Origin of the sequence: Nostoc sp. CCY 9925 (assembly GCF_963920935.1) — a bacterium.
Taxonomy (GTDB): Bacteria; Cyanobacteriota; Cyanobacteriia; order Cyanobacteriales; family Nostocaceae; genus Nostoc.
This window is the reverse complement of sequence record NZ_CAWUDO010000050.1, coordinates 43,155-62,045: the sequence shown is the minus strand read 5'-3', so window position 1 is coordinate 62,045 and position 18,891 is coordinate 43,155. Positions and strand designations below refer to the sequence as shown.

Here is an 18,891-nt window from a genome sequence, read left to right as displayed (position 1 = left end):
CAGAGGTTCATCGACGAAGCTCAGAGGTTCATCGACGAAGCTCAGATATTCATCGCCAAACCTCAGATATTCATCGCCAAACCTCAGATATTCATCGACGAAGCTCAGATATTCATCGACGAAGCTCAGATATTCATCAGCGAAGCTCAAAGGTTCATAGCGGAAACTCAGAGGTTCAAATTTCACTATTAAAAGCTCAAGAATTATTAACTTCTTTAATTCGATTAACTCTATTTACTGCTGTAACACCTCTCCTGCTCCCAATACTGTTCAGTTAAGCTTTTTTCTGCCCCCTGCTTCCCCTGCCTCCCCCTGCCTCCCCTGCCTCCCGTGCTTCCCCTGCCTCCCTCTGCTCCCCCTGCCTCCCCTGCCTCCTTTGCCTCCCTCTGCTCTCCCCATCCCCCAAACCGTATTTTGGGCAACAAATTGCACTCCTAACGTGATATTGGTATTACAGCGACTCAATCTCTATCTATCAGTTAACAAGCATTATGGGTTTTGCAAACCTATCGATCGCAGAGATAGCAGCCGACTACAGCATGACTGTAGAAAAATTGTTTTCTCTCGATAACCAACTCTTAATTGCCGACAAACACCAAAAGAGCCGTTTGGCGTTAGAGGATGCAAAGGCAATTATTTTCCGAATATCATCTGATACACGCCCAAAGGGTTGGCGACTCGGTGGGTGGTGCCGAAGTCACCTCAAGGGCGATCTCAGGCTTTGGATAGGAGATTGAGCATCGTTTTATTAGCTGTGTTGAGCGTCAAAATCTTTAAGGGGAAACATGTTTAGAAGACTAATTGGCGTTGTTGTGGCTACTGTTTTACTCGCGTTTGGGTTGATTGTTGGTAGCGCCACAGCAGTGGAACTAGACAAAGCTACCAGAACAGTGGCATTAAACGATCAGGGTGATACTGTCGTACTTAGCCTCAAACAAGTCAAAGAAGGCAAACGCTTATTTCAATACGCTTGCGCCCAATGTCATGTTGGCGGCGTTACCAAAACCAACCAGAACGTGGGACTTGAACCAGAAGCTCTGGCATTGGCAACACCAAACCGTAATAACATTGAAGGCTTGGTGGATTACATGAAAAATCCCACTACTTATGACGGGGTAGAGGAAATTTCCGAATTACATCCCAGCACTAAGAGTGCAGATATTTTCACAGAAATGAGAAATCTGACCGATGATGATTTAGTAGCGATCGCTGGTCATATTCTCCTACAACCCAAAGTTGTTGGTAATAAGTGGGGAGGCGGAAAAATCTATTACTAAATCCCGGAATTAGCACTTAGGGCTGAGTCTTGGGGATTGGGTATTGGGTATTGGGCATAGGGCATAGAGTATTGGGTGTTGAACGAATGGTGTAGACAAAGCAAACTATTTTCACTCCTAACTCATAGCTCCTAACGCCCAGTCCCCAATCCCCAGTCCCTTGTTTTCATCCCACAAGGATCAAAGCTTTCCATCTGAGCGTTTACCTTCATTCAAATACTTTTTGTGGTATGGCAGTCTACCATCTACACCAGATTGCACAGCTTTTTTTTTATATTTTTCCGCCCATTCTTAAAAAAAAATTGTATCTACGACATATTGTCATACTTTGGCGTTGATTTTATTTAAAATGAGAAAAGGAAAAAAATGTTTGTTTAGGAGAGAGTCATGAAATTTATTTCGGCAAGCTGGCGACGCCTGAGTCTAGCTGTGTTGACAATTCTTTTAGTTGTTAGCAGCTTCGCTGTTTTTACTCCCAGCGCTGCGGCTGAAACATACCAAGTGAAACTTGGCAGTGATAAAGGAATGCTGGCATTTCAACCGAAAAAATTGACAGTTAAACCAGGTGACACTATTGAGTGGGTGAACAATAAAGTTCCGCCCCATAATGTTGTGTTTGATCCCGCTAAAAACCCAGCTGGCAGCAAGGAATTAGCAGCATCTCTGTCTCATAAAAAACAGTTGATGAGTCCTGGTCAAAAAGTAGCAACTACCTTCCCCGCAGATGCACCTGCTGGTGACTACACCTTCTACTGCGAACCTCATCGTGGTGCTGGCATGGTTGGTACAATCACTGTCGAATAGCTAGAATATCATCGTTGGAACTAGATGATTTTTTCAGCTTTTCTCAGTGAAATCAGCTTATAAGCAACACGCTACACTCCCAGAGTGACCCACACAATGGATAATGGCGGTGACGAGTCATCTGCCCACCGAAGACGCTAAGCACCATGTGGCGAAGGTGGGGTGAACTCGTTACCGCCAATTTTGATCAAATTTGACTTAATCTAGGGATTGATCGCGTTTATACTCTTCCTGGAGGCTTGTTGCGAGGAAATTCTCTTGAGAATACTTTTATTAATTTTGCTGTTAGCGATCGCCCTATTCAAATTAACATTCATTAGTCCAGCACTAGCAGCAGAAACATCCAACGGTGCTAAAATTTTCGAGGCTAACTGCGCGTCTTGCCATATCGGTGGCGGTAACATCCTAATCACCGAAAAAACCTTGAAAAAGGAAGCATTATCAAAGTACCTAAAAGATTACGATAATGACTCAATTCAGGCGATTATCCACCAAGTACAGAATGGCAAAAATGCCATGCCTGCCTTTAAAGACAAGTTAAGTACTGAGGAAATTTTACAGGTAGCAGCTTACGTTTTTCAGAATGCACAACAAGGCTGGTAAAGTCAAGTCGCTTCTCTACGAGACGCTACGCGAACGCTCCAATTCAAAATTCAAAATTCAAAATTATTCTTATTGTTCATTTTGAATTTTGCATTTTGAATTTAAAAAAGCTCATTAAAACTTTACTACTTTAGACAATAAGTGCTAAATCTGGGAACTTAAGTTACTGTTAACTAGCACTTATTGTCTATTTATACCTTTTACCTAAAAGATAAATTCACAATTTTTCTCATTATCCAAAATCACTGAACAAAACAAAAGAAACAATAAATAAAAAGGGCCGTTAACTACCTCAATTTATTTATCGGAATTTTCTTTTTACTTTTTAATAGCAACTGGCTATTGTTCTGGACTAGACTTTTGTGTGTTTCCCTTCATTTGGCGCAACTGTTGTAATAATTCTTGCTCGGCTTTAGGAGTCGGTGTCGGCTGATTTTTATTAACTGTTGGCACTAATAGCGGTTCAGAAGTACTGGCTGCTGGTGAAGGCGTCGCCTGGTTGTTTCTGATTTCCAGCTTGGATGATGGTTTAGAAGTAGCTGCTGGTAAGCGCTGGGGTTGATTAGTATTGATTTTTGGTAGAACTAATGGTTTGAGAGTACCTCTAGGTGAGGACGCAGGCTGATTATTCTTGATTTGCACTTCGGATGATGGCTTTGCATCATCTTTCGGTGAGTTGTTATTGACTCCTGGCACAACTAACGGTTTGAGAGTACGTGCGGGTAAAGGCGCAGACTGATTAGTTCTGATTGGCGCTTCCGAAAACGGTTTAGAAATAGGCGCTGGCGATGGCGTTAGCTGATTGCTGTTGCCTCCTGGTGCCAATGGAAAGGGCTTTTGATCTTCAGTAGCTCCGATTGTGTTGCTACCGTTGTTTTGGAAGACTAAGTTAAACGGATAAGAACTAATCTTTTTATCTCCCTTGGGGGATTGTTTATTAAAGTACTCTCTTGCTTTTGTTTGCAATTCCGGGGAGACTAACTTGTCTTGGAACTTGATATCTAAGACTTTGCCATCAGGATCTACTACTAATACGCCTAAAACAGCCCCTTGGACATTCGACTTATCCGTGGCTAATGTTTGTCGAATAACTGGTTTTTGTTCAGCATTAGGGTATTCTTGCTGGACTTGTTTTCTAAGAGCATCGTAAGAATCCAGTTGTGCGATTGTCTGTTGAGTTCCTTTGGGGGATAAATCGCTTGCCTGGGTCGTACTTCCTCTAGTTCCGATTAAAGTATTGCTATTTCCTCGACCTTGTTTTAGAGAATTTATCAGGGAGTTTTGAGCAGTTGTAGACGCGTTATTAGTTGGTTGCGTCATTTGCGGAGTTGGATTTCCCTGCGGTGTTGTCACGGGGCCAATGTCAGAAAGGTTCCGAGATTGGGCATTTTGCAGAATATCATCAGGTATGTTCTGTGACTGCAATTGTGGCAGCCTATTTACAGGTAACGGCTCAGGTGCCTCGTATTTGCGATCGCTTTCAGTTAAACGAGGAACTCGAGGAACTGATGGCGAAAATTTGGGGCTGTTACTGTATTTAGAACTGTCAAATTTAGAAGCGTCAAATCCAAAATTATAATTAGGAATCGTCCGTAGAGACTGCCTTGTAGGCGCAGAAGAAACCCGATAGCTATTAGCTGATGGAGGTAAGGGAGGCAGTACTAACTGGCTCGTTGGCGGTGGTGCCAATGGGGGCAATACACTCTGCGCGCTAAAATTCGGTGCAGAAAGTGGCGCTATTGGCGGTAATTGTTGTAAACCTACTTTGGGTGTGCTTTCGGGCAAACGGCTTTGGTCGGCTTGACTCAATTCTAAAAGTCCGACTGTTTTTGATGATGCCGTTTCTTTGGGCTTGCTAGAGTCTATGGGCATCAATGGTACAATCATGGCGATCGCACCGTGGATGCCAACAGAAGCTATAGCTGCTATCCCAATTGGCTGGCTAATGATTTCTGGTATATTTTTCAGCAGGGAGACGTAAGACATGGCTGTTATCGTTCACTCGGCTCAGTTGCAGTTTGCTAACAATTCTCTCTTTGGTGACTATATTGCAATATATTCCAAGAGATGCGTCCCTCTAAGGAAATAATAACTTCCTATGCTGGCAATCCAGACTCTAAAATTACCATTTCCTCAAGTTTTGAATTTCTTAATGATGCTCTATCATGTTTTTAATTTGTGTTTACTAAAAAGATGTCTAAAGAATTACTGCTTTTGATTTTTTACTGTTATAAACCGCACAGTTAAAAGTAATATTTCGGATATTTATAAACTTTCATCTATCGTATAAGTTTGACTAAATTAGAAAATTTTCTCTGGTTGTCCTATTTTTTCTATTGCCTTTATTTAACAAAGATTACGTAACAAATGGCACAATGAACGGTTAGATACTACGCTCTTTGTGACAATCTTACCACATCAGTTGACCCTAAAACTGTTGTGAACTGTACCATTTTATTGACATTTTAGCCCTAAAACCCATCCATATGTGTCTGGGTTTGGCTACCAAGAGTAAGTCAGGCAATGGTTATTTTAGCCTCTAAACTAATGACTCCTTATTTCTTAAAAAATAATTAAACCTTCAGTCCTTGCAGTCAAAATTTTAAATGCCATTACCGACAGTTATTGTTCCTGGTTATCTAGAAAGCGCGATCGCTTACCGCCAACTAGAACAATCTTTACAACAGTTAAATTTTCCCACTGTCACAGTACCACTACAGCGGCGTGACTGGCTACCCACTATTGGCGGAAGACCTGTAACGCCGATTTTGCAACAACTCGATGTCACAGTCAAACAAATATTGCAGCAACATAACGCTACTCAAATTAATTTGATTGCTCACTCAGCCGGGGGTTGGATATCGCGCATCTACATGGGAGAAAAACCCTATTTCGCACGCAGCAATGTTGAGCCATCCCTCTGGCAAGCCCATCCCTTGGTTACTACTCTCATCACCTTGGGTACACCCCACATCAGCCAAGAACGCTGGACGCGCTCGAATCTGGATTTTGTTACCAATAACTATCCTGGAGCTTTTTACAAAAATGTTCGTTACGTTTGCGTGGCGGGCAAAACAATTTTTGGAGAAAGACGGCGCGGTAGCTGGTTGGCTTACAGTAGTTACAAATTAACCTGTGGTAAAGGTAACACTTGGGGAGATGGAATCACACCCATTGAAGCAGCTCACTTGGAAGGCGCAGAAAATCTGGTAATTGAAGGTATCAAGCATTCTCCCAGAACTCCTGGGATTTGGTATGGCTCACCAGAACCTTTAAAAGCTTGGATGCAATATTTGATTTAAAAAACTTTATTTTTATATAAGAAAAGTAAAATTTATTAAGATTTCTTCGCTAAAATTGTATAAGAATAAATACCTACTTAAGAACAGGAGGGGTGAGCTATGCAAAGCACCCAGTTCGATAGGATTTTGCGACGAGTAGCGACGATATTATCAGTTGTAATTCTGACTCTGTGCTTAATTTACGTTTCTAGCGGAGTTTTGCTTTCTTTTTACTATGAACCGACAGCAGGCGGGGCTTATAACTCGTTAAAGACGATTAATACACAACTGTCATACGGTTGGTTGTTTTGGAGATCCCACGAGCTTGCTGGTAATGGACTAATTGCGATCGCTCTCATTCAACTTGTAGTTATGTTTTTGAGTCGCCAATTTCGCAAAAGTTGGCTAACTGGTTGGATTAGCGGGATTTTGTTTACCCTCAGTGCCATCGGGCTAGATTGGACAGCGATGATCCTAGACTGGACTCAAGAAGGATACTGGCGTTTTAGCATTGAGCTAGGAACCATCGAAGCGATTCCTTTAATCGGTGGGCAACTGCGCGACATCCTCACAGGTGGTGGAGCTATTAGCACGGTTACTGTTGAACACCTTTACACAATACACAGTTATCTGATTGCTACGACAACACTAATTTTGGCTATAGTGCATTTATCTGCTTTACTCTGGCAAGAATGGCAACAGAGTGTTGAGTGTTGAATGGGGCATTGGGCATTGGGAAGAAGCAGGGGAGCAGAGGGGAGGAGCTTCTCCCCTGCTCCCTGCCCCCTGCCCCTCTTCCTCTTCCCTCATCTCCCAGCACTCTCAGTAGTAGAAAGTGGAGATAATTGTGCCAGGGCTAGGTCTTCAACTTCTGGTAACTTTTCTAGAGATAGGGGAGTGGATTGGGTGACACCGGATAAGCGTTTTAAAAGGCTAGGCCTGGGGTCATGCAAGAGGTAGATAATGCGATCGCCAATTTCCCACTCTTGGTTCGCTGGCATTACCTGTAAACGTTCTTCTCGTTCTACCAATAGCGGTATTAATACCCCAGTCCGAATTTTCTCTTGAATGCGATCGTGTTGAGTGGAAAATTCCGACTCATTAAGTGTAGTTGTCCCTAACTTGACTCGCCCATCATTGAGATATTCATTCCAAGTCTTAATTGCTAAATCTGGGATAAAAGCTTGATTAACTTTATGATTGACCGAGCTACTCGCTTGGGGGTCACGGGGAAAAACTGCTAACACACGCGGCGGATTAAACTCCTCAGCTGCTCGTTGAGCCAAAACAAAATTCACCTCACCATTACTTGTCATTGCCAAAAAAGTACCCATCGAGGCAAGTCCAGCTTCTTCCAAAACAGCCGCATCTAAGGCACTACTAGCAATCACCCGGAGATTTTGGGACTCGGCTTGCAGAAGACATTGGGGGTCAGTATCAATCATCACGACATTTTCCCCCCGTTCTTGAAAGAATCGGGCAATCAAAAGACTCAAAGGATTACAACCTACAATTACTGCCCCAGTTGCATCTTTCGAGGTAATTTGTAGAAACCTAGCAACCCAGCCAGCCGTTAGTCCTTGGCAGACGACAGTCATGATAATTGTCAGGAAGACTAGAGCTTTGATGGAGTCGCCGCCATTAATACCCCGCTGTGTTAGCAAAATCGCAAATAGAGAAGCAACGGACGCGGAAACAATTCCTCTCGGAGCAACCCAACTCAAAAACAATTTCTGCCGCCAGTTTAGGTCACTGTTCCACGTACAGAACAGGATATTAATTGGGCGAACGACGAACATTAGTACCAAAACAGTGAGTAAACTACCCCAGCCCAAAGCAAATACACTGGCGATGGATAGGTCAGCTGCTAATAGGATGAACAGTACGGAAACGCTGAGAATTGTCAGCTGACCTTTAAAGCTTCTTAACAGACGTTCTTCTGGAACTGAGGAGTTAGCAAACACCGCTCCGGCGACTACTGTCGTCATTACTCCCGATTCACTGCGGATCATTTGCGATAAGGTAAACAGGCTCCAAAGTATCGCCAGCACCACTAAGTTTTTCAGCTCGAATGATAAAAAACTGGCGCGTTTGAAAATCAAACTCATCAGATAACCGCCAGCGCCGCCAATTGCCGCACCAACACCCAACCGCATCAGTAGACCAACGATCGCATTGATTGGCTGAGCATCGCCGTTCAAAATCGTGTCGAGGACAACGAAAGCCAGGATTGCTCCTACAGGGTCAATTAAAACTCCTTCGCCTTCTAAGAGTGTTGCCACCTGTCGGTCTACATTAATTTGTTTGAGTAGGGGACCAACGACAGTCGGGCCTGTAACCACGACTATGGAAGCGTAGAGAAAAGCTATGTTCCAAGGAAATTCACCCAGCCAGTGAGCAGCCATACTCCCACCAAGCAGTGTGATTAGAGTTCCAAGAGTGACGAGCAATTGTAGGCTGACTGAAACTCTGCCTAACTCTCGCAGATCTAAATTCAGTCCACCTTCAAACAAAATGATTGCCGTTGCTAGGGCGACAATAACTTCCAGTCCAGTGCCTAACAGATTGGGGTGCAACAGTCCTAGACCATCAGAGCCAAACAAGATGCCCAACAGCAATAACAAGACGATGCTGGGTACTCGCAGGTAGGCAGCCAAGACTTGGGCACTAATACCTGCCAGGACAGCGATCGCCATCTGGAGAGTGATTTCAAAAGATGCTTCCATGTTGTAGATTTTGAGCCATTTATTTCAAAATCTTTTGTAAAAAAACTGTAGGTATTAACTCTACAGGGTACAACATCATACCCTTTCTCCTTTGGGGAATTTTGCGTTTTTTCTATTTAGGCATCCACTAGAATTGGCAGCCCTGGATGTTGAGCCACTGTGCCCAAAGCTGGACAAGCGCCTACGGACTTTTTTTTGTGTATCCATATCTGTTCAAACTTTCGCCTCCACCCAGTTTAGCCGCCACCAACTTTTTTTGGCAAAAACTATTGACATACCTCAGAAAATTCGTTAATTTATAAAAGGTCTGAGTCTGATGCCCCCATCGTCTAGAGGCCTAGGACACCTCCCTTTCACGGAGGTAACGGGGATTCGAATTCCCCTGGGGGTACTAAAAATCAAAAAGTAAAAATGTTTTTGAGAAGAATTGTTAGTAATAACTATCACTCAGAGTCAACTCTGAATGATAGATTACTGAAACTCAACTTTTTTGACTGGCTATTTCTTCTACACGTTGGTAAATAGCCATAAGATTTAACCGCAAATCTTTACTCAGGCGGTTTTCAATAATTGACACTGGCATAGTGAGCTTAGGCCAAACTTGAATTGTGTAGCAGAGATTGGTTCCTATATGCTCGCCAAGGGAATAAGGCTCTAAGCACCAGCTACCAGAGAAACCTTTAAAATCTCCTTCTACCATGCGGAAATTAATTTCTTTAGGAAAGTATTCTTCCAGGTCTAAAACTACCCGCGCACAAAAGTTGAGATTTAAAAAACGCTGGGAGCCTACCTGTTCGAGTCGAATACCGCCGTCAGGGTGCTCCATGAGACGGCTTTTGGCAAGGTTGGGAATGAAGTCAGCTAAGGCTTCATAATCAGTCAGAACCTTCCAAATTTGTTCCACTGGCTGGGGAATTTGAACTTTAGCACTGATTTGCCGTTGCCGCTGTGCTAGTTTCTCAATTTGAACTTCAACTTTAGCCAATAAAGCAAGTGCATCAGCAGACAAATCAGCTTCTAAGTTATTGTCATCAGTGGAGGACTGGAAATCGAGGTTCTCTGTTGTGTTGTATTCTTGAGTCACTTTCCGAATTATGGTTTGCTTTCGTCAGAAAATTGCGGCAGAGTCAGGGTGAAGCAAATTTCGCTCTGTTGAGAATCTAGTATTGGTAGACTTTCAACTGCGATCGCCCCATTGAGATGCTGCACTAAAGACTTGACTAAAGCAAGTCCCAAGCCCGTTCCTGGAGTCCAGCGCCCTTTTCCGCGACGGAACTTGTCAAAAATGTAGGTCGCTTCTTCTTCAGAAATAGCACGTCCGATGTTCCTCACCTTCATGATAACTCGATCTATTTGTTCATCGACTTGATGAAAGGCTTGTAGGTGAACTATAGTATCATGCTCTGAGTATTTACAAGCATTGGTGAGCAATTCTTGGAGAATGCGGTCAAAACTTTCTAGTTCAGTTTGCAGTCTTAGCGACTCTTGTGGTAAATCTAAGGAAATATTTAATCCCTTATCGGCAAGTTTTTTCTCAAAAGATGCCGCTATATGCTGGATTCTGGTATTTAAATCTATAGTTTCTAATTGCGGAGCTTCGTGAGGCGACTCTAGCTTCTGGAGTGTCAACAAGTCATTAATTAAGTTAATTTCTTTTGTACATTCCTGCTCTAGGATATCCAGATATCTCACCTGACGCTCTGGTGTTATTCCTGGGAAACGTAAGTTGCGAATTGACAATAGCATGTTTGTCAGGGGGTAGCGTAGGCGATCGCTCATATTACTCAAAAATTCATCTTTGAGTTCGTTAAGCTGCCGCAACTGCTCAACATATTGCCGGGTTCTTTCATGCAATTTTGCTTGAAGTTCCAGACTGCTCTGTAGTTTTGCTGTTCGCTCATCTACCAAAGTTTGCACTTGGCGCAAAGTCTGTGCCTGGATGATGGCATTACTCACTTGAGCGCAAACCATTTCCACAAGATTTAATTCTGCTGGCTGCCAACTGCGAGTAAAAGATTGCTGTAATACCAAAAACCCTAAGATTTTACCTTGACTTTCTAATGGCATTAACAGTACCGCGGGCAATTCCTCTACTGCAAATAATGGAACAGCACAGGAGATATCGTTTTGGGCTGTATAATCATCGAAAATTACTGGTTTTCCAGAATCTATGAAAGCACGCTGGCATAAACCACACTCAGAAAGCGAAAAAGACTGATTTAAGATCTCTGGTTTACTGGTGCGGGAATTTTGTGTTGCCTTTGTCCATTCACCAACTACCGTAGCTTTGGCTTTGGGAATTTGTTTCTTCGCTTGAGTCCTAAATAGTGGATCTGTATATTTCAACAGGATCAGGAAACCCCGATCTGCCTGTAGAGATTCAGCAGTAGAGGCAATAACTACTTGGAACATTTGATTAAGCTCCAAGTTACTGCGACTTAATATAGTTAATTGCTTGATCAAGTTTTGATGGTGCTTGCTTTTTTGCAAATCCTGTTCTTGACTAGCAATTAGCTGGGTTTGTGCGACTCGAGAAAAAGCGATCGCGCAAGATGACTCTACTTCTTTGAGCAGTTGTTTTTCCGATTCACTCCAATCATATGGTTGGAATTTAATCAGACAAATTACTCCATTGTTATTGCCACCAAATCGGGTAGGAATTGCCAAAACTGCTTTTATCGGTAGTGGCAGATATTGACACCCAATTACCAGACTGTTTTGAATGATGGAAATGTCTTCAATAGTCAATGGTTCAGCAGCACATTGCAGCACTGGGGAGTGCATCAGCAACTGTTCCATCGAAAATATCTCTTCTGGGTGTGGTAACCCTAAATACTCATCAGCACACCAATTAGTAGCAGTTGGTTCATCGGAGATCTCACCTGTTACTGAAACCAAGCAGCAGCAATCTACTTGAAAAGTAACTCCTAGCAATCGGGCAATATCTTGCAGCATCAATGCCGTTGCCGAGCTATTAGCAATGATTTGGTTGATCTTCTGTACCAACTGGCGGGCTGGTTCTTCCTGATGCTGCATCAGCTTGACTTGGTAAGGTTGTAGTCGATCGACGTCATTTAAGTAATGTGGCGGCGACGATAAAGGCTTTTTCATTTTTGGCACGCCCTTGGATAATAAATCCACTGTTTTTGCACCCAACCTTTTGGCATATTGTTCACCGTTAGTTGTGTTGCTTTACCCTGGTAATTGACAAATTTTGTATGAATACTTTCTCTCACCTGTTATAGCCCTTTTCTATGTCAGATGGCCAAGTTTCCAAATATATTAAGCAAATTGCTACATGGATACTTAGATAGTTAAAATATGCTAAAATCCCTTGGCCAGATTATTTTTGCTTTCTTTATATTGATATGATTTACTAACTTTGACTTAGAATATCCTGTCTGTAAGTATACATAAACCGTAATTTCTCTGGAATCAAACCACGACTACCAGTAGTTTTAACCGTAATATTACTTAACTATTTTTCAGTTTTTTGTAAAAATTATTGAAATTTTAGTATATTTACAAGCTGTCCTTGACTCTGTGTTAGTGTCAAAAAGATATAGAAAAGCTAAAGCTTGAAAAATAGACTATAAACTATCCTAAAGCTCTCATGCCTAATAGAGCGAAGTGGAATCTAGAGGCAAAGTGCTTTCTACAAGATGGGATCTTTAATGGTAATTTGCGAGAACACGTAAGGGCGATCGCTACGCTTCTCTTTTTTCAGAGCGATCGCGCAGGGTTTTCAGTAAACTCTCGGTGCATATTAGGCAGGTATCGCTTTTGGTTTGGTAATTGGGAAAAAATTATTAGCCATTGGCAGTTATCCATTACCAACTTTCCAATTATAATTATAAATAAACTTAAATAAATAAACTATAAGTTTTAACAATGTATTGAACCATCGGAGAAAATAGAGCTAAATTAATTTTGAATGCAGCCCAATTATTTTAGTCAAAATAACCGAGCTGCACTCGCCTGGATATAAGACTATCCAGCCAAACTTTCGACACTTAGAGGAACCATATCCCCATTCCTCGTCAGTCCTAACAACATAGGCTGTTGGGGTTGAATTAGTTGACCTGTGAGTACACAGCGTTCTTCTTGCTGGGCTGTGGCGGCTATGCTAGCTCGAATATCGGCTCGGGAAAATCGCGGCTTCCACTCACCTGATTTTTGCTGGACATAATTCCAAAGAATATCTCGGATCAGAGCTTGATATCCCTGATTGCCAGCGATTTCTTTGAGTTTATCTTTAAGTTCGCGTTCTAGACGGATGCTGGTAACTTCCATATCGGTGGTTGGGGTGCGAGCGATTGTATGCATGAGTTTTTCTCCTTAAAGGTATAGACAGGATAGTAATACAAGTGTAGTATGTTTAAAGGAATGTTCAATAGGTGAAATTTTCTGTGAAATCCATTTACCCCATCTCTACTTCCTTATGCGCTACCAATTGCCGAGCCGATTGGGAATCAGCTGCTGTGGGAGTGGAGTATTTATTTATGGGCGGTAGTAGCCGAAATCATGGGCAAATCACAGAGGGTAATGATGAGTTTAGATATCTGAGCATTAGTTGGCTGATTGCAAAACCACAACTAGATGAAGAAAGCGGGGGGTACAGGCGAAGGAATACTGTACCGATATAAGACCAGAAAGTTTTTCGGTCAATTTCCAACCCCCGCTTCAGGCAAACAAGAAGCGGGGGTTTTTTATAAGGAGTTAAGCTGTGACGACTGCAAGGCAAGTGTTAGAGCAATCCGTAGTGATGTTTTATCAGAATTATTTACCACTATGTCGGATCAATATCAAGCGGGCGATTGTTTTTTTGGTAAGAAAACAAACTACAGCACTGGGTCTTACTACGGAAAGTGAATGGCAAATTCACTCATTCAAGTTGGGAGCGGATGTGGAAAGTTCCAGCAGTTAATTGGCGGAAAGTCTTACCACAACAGGATTGCATTTACCAAGATTGCGGTAGCAGCAAACATCTAACGCTAGATTATCTGATACCGCGATATACAGGCTGAAGAGTTTTGGATAAATGTGCAAGCAAACCTGGAATAACAGGAGAGCATAAGGAATGCTGAAATTAACTTACACTGAAAGCAGCTTTTATTTAGAATTTATCACTCTGTCGCTAGAAGAATGGGTAGCGCAACGAGTGATTTTGGCACTGCGAGTCGGGCAAACTCTGACCGTTGAACCCAGTACAGCTTCCTTTTTGCTTCCTGTTGATTTACGGGGAGTAGAAGTGTTGAAGGCTGAGGTGAAAAGAGATGACAGAGAAATTATTGCTCTGTCTGTCTGCGATTCCGAATATGTGGAAGTCACCTTGCGGGGTTCTTGGCTATCAGATAGTTCTGAGGATGCTGCGGGTGTGTTTGTCACCACAATGAGCGATCGCGCTGAGTTCTTTTTGCACAAACTTTGGCAGGAAGCTCAAGCTTGTACTTCTGTGATGAGTGAATAAACGAAATCAAAGGGTGAGTCAAATTTCTTGCCCTTTGTTGTTTTATAGCAGGCAATAGGCAATAGGCAATAGGCAACAAGCTTGAAACTCTTTTTGTGTGCGGGTTTTATGCTAGGTTGATCTCCCAATCCACCTGGCAACTACTATATTTCTCAAAGTTTGGGAATTGCCACAAATTAGTCAGCTTGGTGTTTGAGTTTGTTGATCATTTATCGCAAGCCGATCGCCTATTTCCTCAAGAGACTCCATGAGTTGGACTCAAAAGAAGCAATAAAAATTTCTTTTCCCTACTCCCTATTTTCAAGGCACAGTCAAATAAAAATTAAAAAAAAGTATTGAAACGTGGTTTTGATGCAATTTCTTGTATGTTGATTGTGTTTAATAATTCACAAACAAAAAATTATGGATTTCAGGCAGATTAGTCAAGTTGCTAGTCAACTTTTAACTCAGTTTGGACTGAAAATTTTAGGTGCGATCGCTCTGTGGCTGATTGTTCAACGCTTGATTGATTTTGGATTAAAGCTACTGCGACGTGCTTTCCGAAGCCAACAAGTCGATCCGACACTGATTAATTATCTTCTGAATATCATTGGCGTAACGCTGAGAATTGTTCTAATTGTGGCAATTCTTGGCTTTTTCGGCATTGAAACAACTTCCTTTGCCGCGCTGCTAGCCGCCGCTGGTGTGGCAATTGGCGCAGCATGGGGGGGATTACTGGCGAACTTTGCAGCGGGCGCATTTTTAATCGTTTTTCGACCCTTCAAAGTTGGTGATTTCATCACAGCAGCAGGTGTTACGGGCACTGTTACAGAAATTGGACTGTTCACAAGCAATATCAATACACCCGATAACGTGTTGACGATTGTGGCAAATAACAAGATATTTGCTGATAATATCCAGAATTTTTCTGCAAATCCTTACCGTAGGGTTGATCTGGTGGCTCAAATCCATCATGACGTGAAACATAACGAAGCGATCGCACTTTTGAAAGCGAAAATTAGCCAAATTCCAAATGTTCTCCAAAATCCAGCACCGGACATAGAAATTCTGGATTTTAATTTTGCAGGCCCTGTACTAGCAGTACGTCCTTATTGCAATAATGACCACTACTGGCAGGTTTACTTCGACACTAATAAAACTATACGTGAAACCTTCGGTGAAGCTGGGTATCCAATTCCCGAATACCGTTATGCCATTAGCGGTTCATCTGGTAATGGGATTAGTAATGTTATCCCACCACTATCGGAAATAACTTGACAATAAAGTAAAAAGTCAAGTTTCATTTGCAAATCTTTGCTAAATATCTGAATAAGAATTAAAAAGTAGTTAGGGCATATACCTTACCTACTTTTTAATGTCACAAATTTTTGAAAAAGCCAGTTTCAATTTCCGAAACAAGCCTGACAAATGCTGTAGAAAAAGGTTAGCTTAACTGTTAATCACAAGCCGCACCCCCAGCAGCGATGGTAAAAGAATTAGCAATTTGTACCCGTGGACTAACTAAGCAATTTGACCGACACGTTGCTGTCAATGACGTTGATTTAGAAATCCAGGTAGGTGAAGTCTATGGATTAATTGGCCCGAATGGTGCAGGTAAAACAACTCTCATCCGGATGTTGGCGACTGCTGAGGAACCAACTACGGGTGAGATTTATATTAATGGCGATCGCCTTTTACGCGATAAGAGTAACCCGAAACTCAAGCGTCGTCTTGGTTATTTACCTGATGACTATCCACTGTATGAGGATTTGACAGTCTGGGATTACCTAGATTATTTTGCGCGTTTGTATCGCTTGCGGGAACCACGCCGCACCCAACGGCTACATGAAGTTTTAGAATTAATCCAACTTGGTAACAAACGCCACAGCATGATTTCTACTCTCTCACGAGGGATGAAACAGCGTTTGAGTTTAGCGCGAACCATTATCCACGAACCGATTTTACTATTACTAGATGAGCCTGTTTCTGGGCTTGACCCCATTGCGAGAATGCAGTTCCGTGAAATCATCAAGGCTTTACGAGAAGCTGGGATGACTATATTAATTTCTTCCCACGTTCTCAGCGATTTAGCGGAATTGTGTACTTCCGTAGGAATTATGGAACTTGGCTTTTTGGTAGAAAGTACTTCCCTACAGCAACTTTATCAACGTCTTTCACACCAACAAATTGTGTTATCTACTTTGGGAAAAATAGAGGCACTTTTAAGTGAATTGAAGCATCATCCTTTAATAGAACAGTGGGAGGTGATACCAGGAAAAAACAGTGTGCGGGTGAATTTTTCAGGAACGCAGGAAGATTGTGCTGAATTATTGCGATCGCTCATTCAAACAGGCATTCCTTTGAGTGATTTCCACTGCACGCAAGAAGACTTAGAAACTATTTTCTTAAAACTAGGCCACAAACAAGCATCTTGATTCGTTAGACAATTTTAGATTTTGAATTTTGGATTGACCCCACGGATAAATCCGCTTGTTCTGTACCATCAAGGAATCATTGGTCAATAGCTATCACTCCCAATTTTTGGAGATTTTTTTCCTATGATGCTCAATTTGATAGACAAAATCGGCGATGCAAATCCCCAACTATTGCGGGAATTAAAAGGACGCCTGAAATTTTTTAATGTGGCGATCGCTGTTGCAACTTCCCTACTATTACAACTAGTAGTTTTTTTATATCAGCTTCGCGAATTTCCTGATGAAAAATATTCGCTAACTGGCACATACTGTGGTTTGCGTAATATATACGAGCAACGGCAAAGAGAAGCTTATCAGCAATCAAATCAATCTATAATTAATGAACTCAATAATTTCTTCTCCAATAATTTTTGCCCTGAAAACCAAATTGATTGGCAGTTATGGTGGCGAGACCATTGGGAGTATATATTCCTTTCTTTGAGTGTAATTTTTGTATTTACACTATTAGTTGCAGGAACTTATTTACTTATTAATGATTTAGCCAAAGAAGAACGTCGCGGTACGTTGAATTTTATTCGTCTGAGTCCCCAATCAGAAACAAGTATCTTGGCTGGCAAATTGCTAGGAGTTCCAAGTTTTATTTATCTCATAGTCTTACTAGCCCTTCCTTTACATTTGTGGGCTGGACATTCCGCCAACATAGCTTTTAGTTACATTCTTAGTTACTACGCTATTGTTGTTAGTAGCTGTCTTTTCTTCTACAGTACTGCGTTACTCTTTGGATTAGTTAGTCGCTGGTTCAGTGGTTTTCAGCCGTGGTTAGGTAGTGGTTCTGTCTTATTTTTCTTGTTTATGACGATGATAATAGCGTCGTCTTATAGCAATAGTTTAAATAATTCAGGTGCTTGGTTAAGACTTTTTAATCCTTGGGATGTAACCAATTATCTGTTTCCAAACTTGTTCCGTATCAACAATGGTTCTCCTCTGAAGAACTTGGAGTTTTTCTATATACCATTGGGAACAAGCGTTGTAAGTGTTGTTGGCTTCCATTTGTTCAACTACGGAGTGTGTACTTACGGTATTTTCAAAGCCCTCAGACGTTGTTTTCGTAATCCCCAAGCCTCAGTGATAAGCAAGGGACAAAGTTATATAATAGTAGCTTTTTCCCAGGTGATGATGTGGGGATTTACGTTGCAATATTGGGACAAAGTTTTCGATTTAGATCGACAGGTTGAGCGAAATTTTGCTTTGATGGCATTATACAACGTGGGCTTGCTTGTCAGTTTGATTGCAATTCTTACACCTCATCGTCAAGCTGTACAAGATTGGGCAAGATATCGACATCAAGCTAGCAACAAGAGTATTTGGTGGGATTTAATTTCAAGCGAAAAAAGTCCTGCATTAGTGGCGATCGCCATTAATCTTATAATTGTTAGTATCCCTTGGGTAGTTTGGATTTCACTTACATCTGCTTTTAATACAGACCATAGCCCAAATTGGGCGAGCGACAATGTTGACAGGTTGAAATTACTTTTAGCCTTAGCTTTGTCTATTAGCATGATTTTGATTTATGCTACCATCGCTCAATTGATACTTTTATTCAAAACTCCCAAACGTTCTTTCTGGGCAATTGGAACTATTGGTGGAGTAATGTTTCTCCCACCGGGAATTTTAGAAATTCTTGGCATGTCTTCGTGGGAGCACCCCACTATATGGCTGTTTTCAACTTTTCCTTGGTCAGCAATACAATACTCTGGGGCAACAACAATTTTTATGGCATTCCTAGGCCAGTTGAGTGTTCTTGCATTGTTGAACTTCCAGTTAACAAAACAAGTGAGATTAGCAGGCGAATCTGCTACCAAAGCATTGTTAGCAGGACGTTAATTTGATACAGTATAATTCAGAATCTTGAAGGAAAATAGGCTTGATACCTCGATTTTATATCGTGTCCGCTTGATTACTTATTAAATCCGAAGAATCCCACCCCGCTAAAGCTGCGCTTTGTCTCCCCTCCCCGCCTGCGGGGAGGGGATTAAGGGGTGGGGTGCAATGACTGTGGGAATCATAACTAATTAACCAGACATAATATTAGAGCAATTTTTGTGTAATTAGCGAATATTAAATCTGCTGTAATTTACACACATTAGATCCCTGATTTCTTTTAGAAGTCGGGGTTCTTTTTTTTGCTATATTATTAGTTATATACATCGAAAATTATAGGATTATCCAAAATATTGGCGATAAATAAATCTGCTGTTTTAGTCTATAGATATACAGCTTTATTCATCTATCTGTAGCAGTAATTTCATTAAATAA

16 protein-coding genes, 1 tRNA gene and 2 pseudogenes are annotated in these 18,891 nt (G+C 41.7%); 13 read left to right on the top strand and 6 right to left on the bottom strand.

What is annotated here, in order from left to right:
• Positions 1-186, bottom strand: a pseudogene (locus tag ACM0OY_RS23125) (hypothetical protein); the annotation flags it as partial.
• A 305-nt stretch (positions 187-491) separates the two neighbouring features.
• On the opposite strand from ACM0OY_RS23125, the gene ACM0OY_RS23120 reads away from it, so the two are divergent.
• The 4 genes from ACM0OY_RS23120 to petJ all read left to right on the top strand — a co-directional run bounded on the left by ACM0OY_RS23120 (position 492) and on the right by petJ (position 2,684).
• A complete protein-coding gene (locus ACM0OY_RS23120; RefSeq protein WP_414571175.1) occupies positions 492-737 on the top strand; it encodes a hypothetical protein in 246 nt (81 codons plus the stop codon).
• Positions 738-785: 48 nt separating this feature from the next.
• A complete protein-coding gene (gene psbV / locus ACM0OY_RS23115; RefSeq protein ID WP_414571174.1) occupies positions 786-1,277 on the top strand; it encodes a photosystem II cytochrome c-550 in 492 nt (163 codons plus the stop codon).
• Between the two features lie 387 nt (positions 1,278-1,664).
• Positions 1,665-2,081, top strand: a complete 417-nt coding sequence (petE, locus tag ACM0OY_RS23110) for a plastocyanin (protein ID WP_414571173.1) — start codon at positions 1,665-1,667, stop codon at positions 2,079-2,081.
• Positions 2,082-2,339: 258 nt separating this feature from the next.
• Positions 2,340-2,684: a cytochrome c6 PetJ gene (gene petJ, locus ACM0OY_RS23105; RefSeq protein WP_414571172.1), complete on the top strand. Its 345-nt coding sequence runs from the start codon at positions 2,340-2,342 to the stop codon at positions 2,682-2,684.
• Between the two features lie 339 nt (positions 2,685-3,023).
• Here petJ and ACM0OY_RS23100 read toward each other — a convergent pair whose 3' ends face one another.
• Entirely contained in the window at positions 3,024-4,670 is a 1,647-nt protein-coding gene (locus tag ACM0OY_RS23100; RefSeq protein ID WP_414571171.1) for a hypothetical protein, read from the bottom strand.
• Between the two features lie 620 nt (positions 4,671-5,290).
• Between ACM0OY_RS23100 and ACM0OY_RS23095 the strand changes: the two genes are divergently transcribed.
• Together ACM0OY_RS23095 and ACM0OY_RS23090 are read left to right on the top strand one after the other, a co-directional pair.
• On the top strand, positions 5,291-5,986 hold the full coding sequence (locus ACM0OY_RS23095; protein ID WP_414571170.1) for an esterase/lipase family protein: 696 nt from the start codon (positions 5,291-5,293) through the stop codon (positions 5,984-5,986).
• 99 nt (positions 5,987-6,085) lie between these two features.
• Positions 6,086-6,682, top strand: a complete 597-nt coding sequence (locus tag ACM0OY_RS23090; RefSeq protein ID WP_414571169.1) for a cytochrome b N-terminal domain-containing protein — start codon at positions 6,086-6,088, stop codon at positions 6,680-6,682.
• A gap of 89 nt (positions 6,683-6,771) precedes the next feature.
• Here ACM0OY_RS23090 and ACM0OY_RS23085 read toward each other — a convergent pair whose 3' ends face one another.
• On the bottom strand, positions 6,772-8,691 hold the full coding sequence (locus ACM0OY_RS23085) for a cation:proton antiporter (protein WP_414571168.1): 1,920 nt from the start codon (positions 8,689-8,691) through the stop codon (positions 6,772-6,774).
• 318 nt (positions 8,692-9,009) lie between these two features.
• Between ACM0OY_RS23085 and ACM0OY_RS23080 the strand changes: the two genes are divergently transcribed.
• Positions 9,010-9,082 (top strand) — tRNA-Glu (locus ACM0OY_RS23080).
• Positions 9,083-9,172: 90 nt separating this feature from the next.
• Here the strand turns inward: ACM0OY_RS23080 and ACM0OY_RS23075 are convergent.
• The 3 genes from ACM0OY_RS23075 to ACM0OY_RS23065 all read right to left on the bottom strand — a co-directional run bounded on the left by ACM0OY_RS23075 (position 9,173) and on the right by ACM0OY_RS23065 (position 13,017).
• Positions 9,173-9,775: an SRPBCC family protein gene (locus ACM0OY_RS23075; RefSeq protein ID WP_414571167.1), complete on the bottom strand. Its 603-nt coding sequence runs from the start codon at positions 9,773-9,775 to the stop codon at positions 9,173-9,175.
• An 8-nt stretch (positions 9,776-9,783) separates the two neighbouring features.
• Complete coding sequence (locus ACM0OY_RS23070; protein ID WP_414571166.1) at positions 9,784-11,802, bottom strand: GAF domain-containing protein; 2,019 nt, start codon at positions 11,800-11,802, stop codon at positions 9,784-9,786.
• An 879-nt stretch (positions 11,803-12,681) separates the two neighbouring features.
• A complete protein-coding gene (locus ACM0OY_RS23065) occupies positions 12,682-13,017 on the bottom strand; it encodes a hypothetical protein (protein WP_069070862.1) in 336 nt (111 codons plus the stop codon).
• Between the two features lie 71 nt (positions 13,018-13,088).
• Between ACM0OY_RS23065 and ACM0OY_RS23060 the strand changes: the two genes are divergently transcribed.
• The 6 genes and pseudogenes from ACM0OY_RS23060 to ACM0OY_RS23035 all read left to right on the top strand — a co-directional run bounded on the left by ACM0OY_RS23060 (position 13,089) and on the right by ACM0OY_RS23035 (position 18,459).
• Positions 13,089-13,337, top strand: a complete 249-nt coding sequence (locus tag ACM0OY_RS23060; RefSeq protein ID WP_414571165.1) for a hypothetical protein — start codon at positions 13,089-13,091, stop codon at positions 13,335-13,337.
• A gap of 80 nt (positions 13,338-13,417) precedes the next feature.
• Positions 13,418-13,715 (top strand): annotated as a pseudogene (locus tag ACM0OY_RS23055) (HNH endonuclease); the annotation flags it as partial.
• Between the two features lie 56 nt (positions 13,716-13,771).
• On the top strand, positions 13,772-14,161 hold the full coding sequence (locus ACM0OY_RS23050) for an alr0857 family protein (protein ID WP_414571164.1): 390 nt from the start codon (positions 13,772-13,774) through the stop codon (positions 14,159-14,161).
• A gap of 402 nt (positions 14,162-14,563) precedes the next feature.
• Positions 14,564-15,418 carry a mechanosensitive ion channel family protein gene (locus ACM0OY_RS23045; protein ID WP_414571163.1) on the top strand — a complete coding sequence of 285 codons (855 nt, stop codon included), beginning with the start codon at positions 14,564-14,566 and terminating at the stop codon, positions 15,416-15,418.
• Positions 15,419-15,624: 206 nt separating this feature from the next.
• Positions 15,625-16,575 (top strand): ABC transporter ATP-binding protein, encoded by a 951-nt coding sequence (locus ACM0OY_RS23040; protein ID WP_414571162.1) that lies wholly within the window; start codon positions 15,625-15,627, stop codon positions 16,573-16,575.
• Between the two features lie 123 nt (positions 16,576-16,698).
• On the top strand, positions 16,699-18,459 hold the full coding sequence (locus tag ACM0OY_RS23035; RefSeq protein WP_414571161.1) for an ABC transporter permease: 1,761 nt from the start codon (positions 16,699-16,701) through the stop codon (positions 18,457-18,459).
• Positions 18,460-18,891 lie beyond the last annotated feature (432 nt).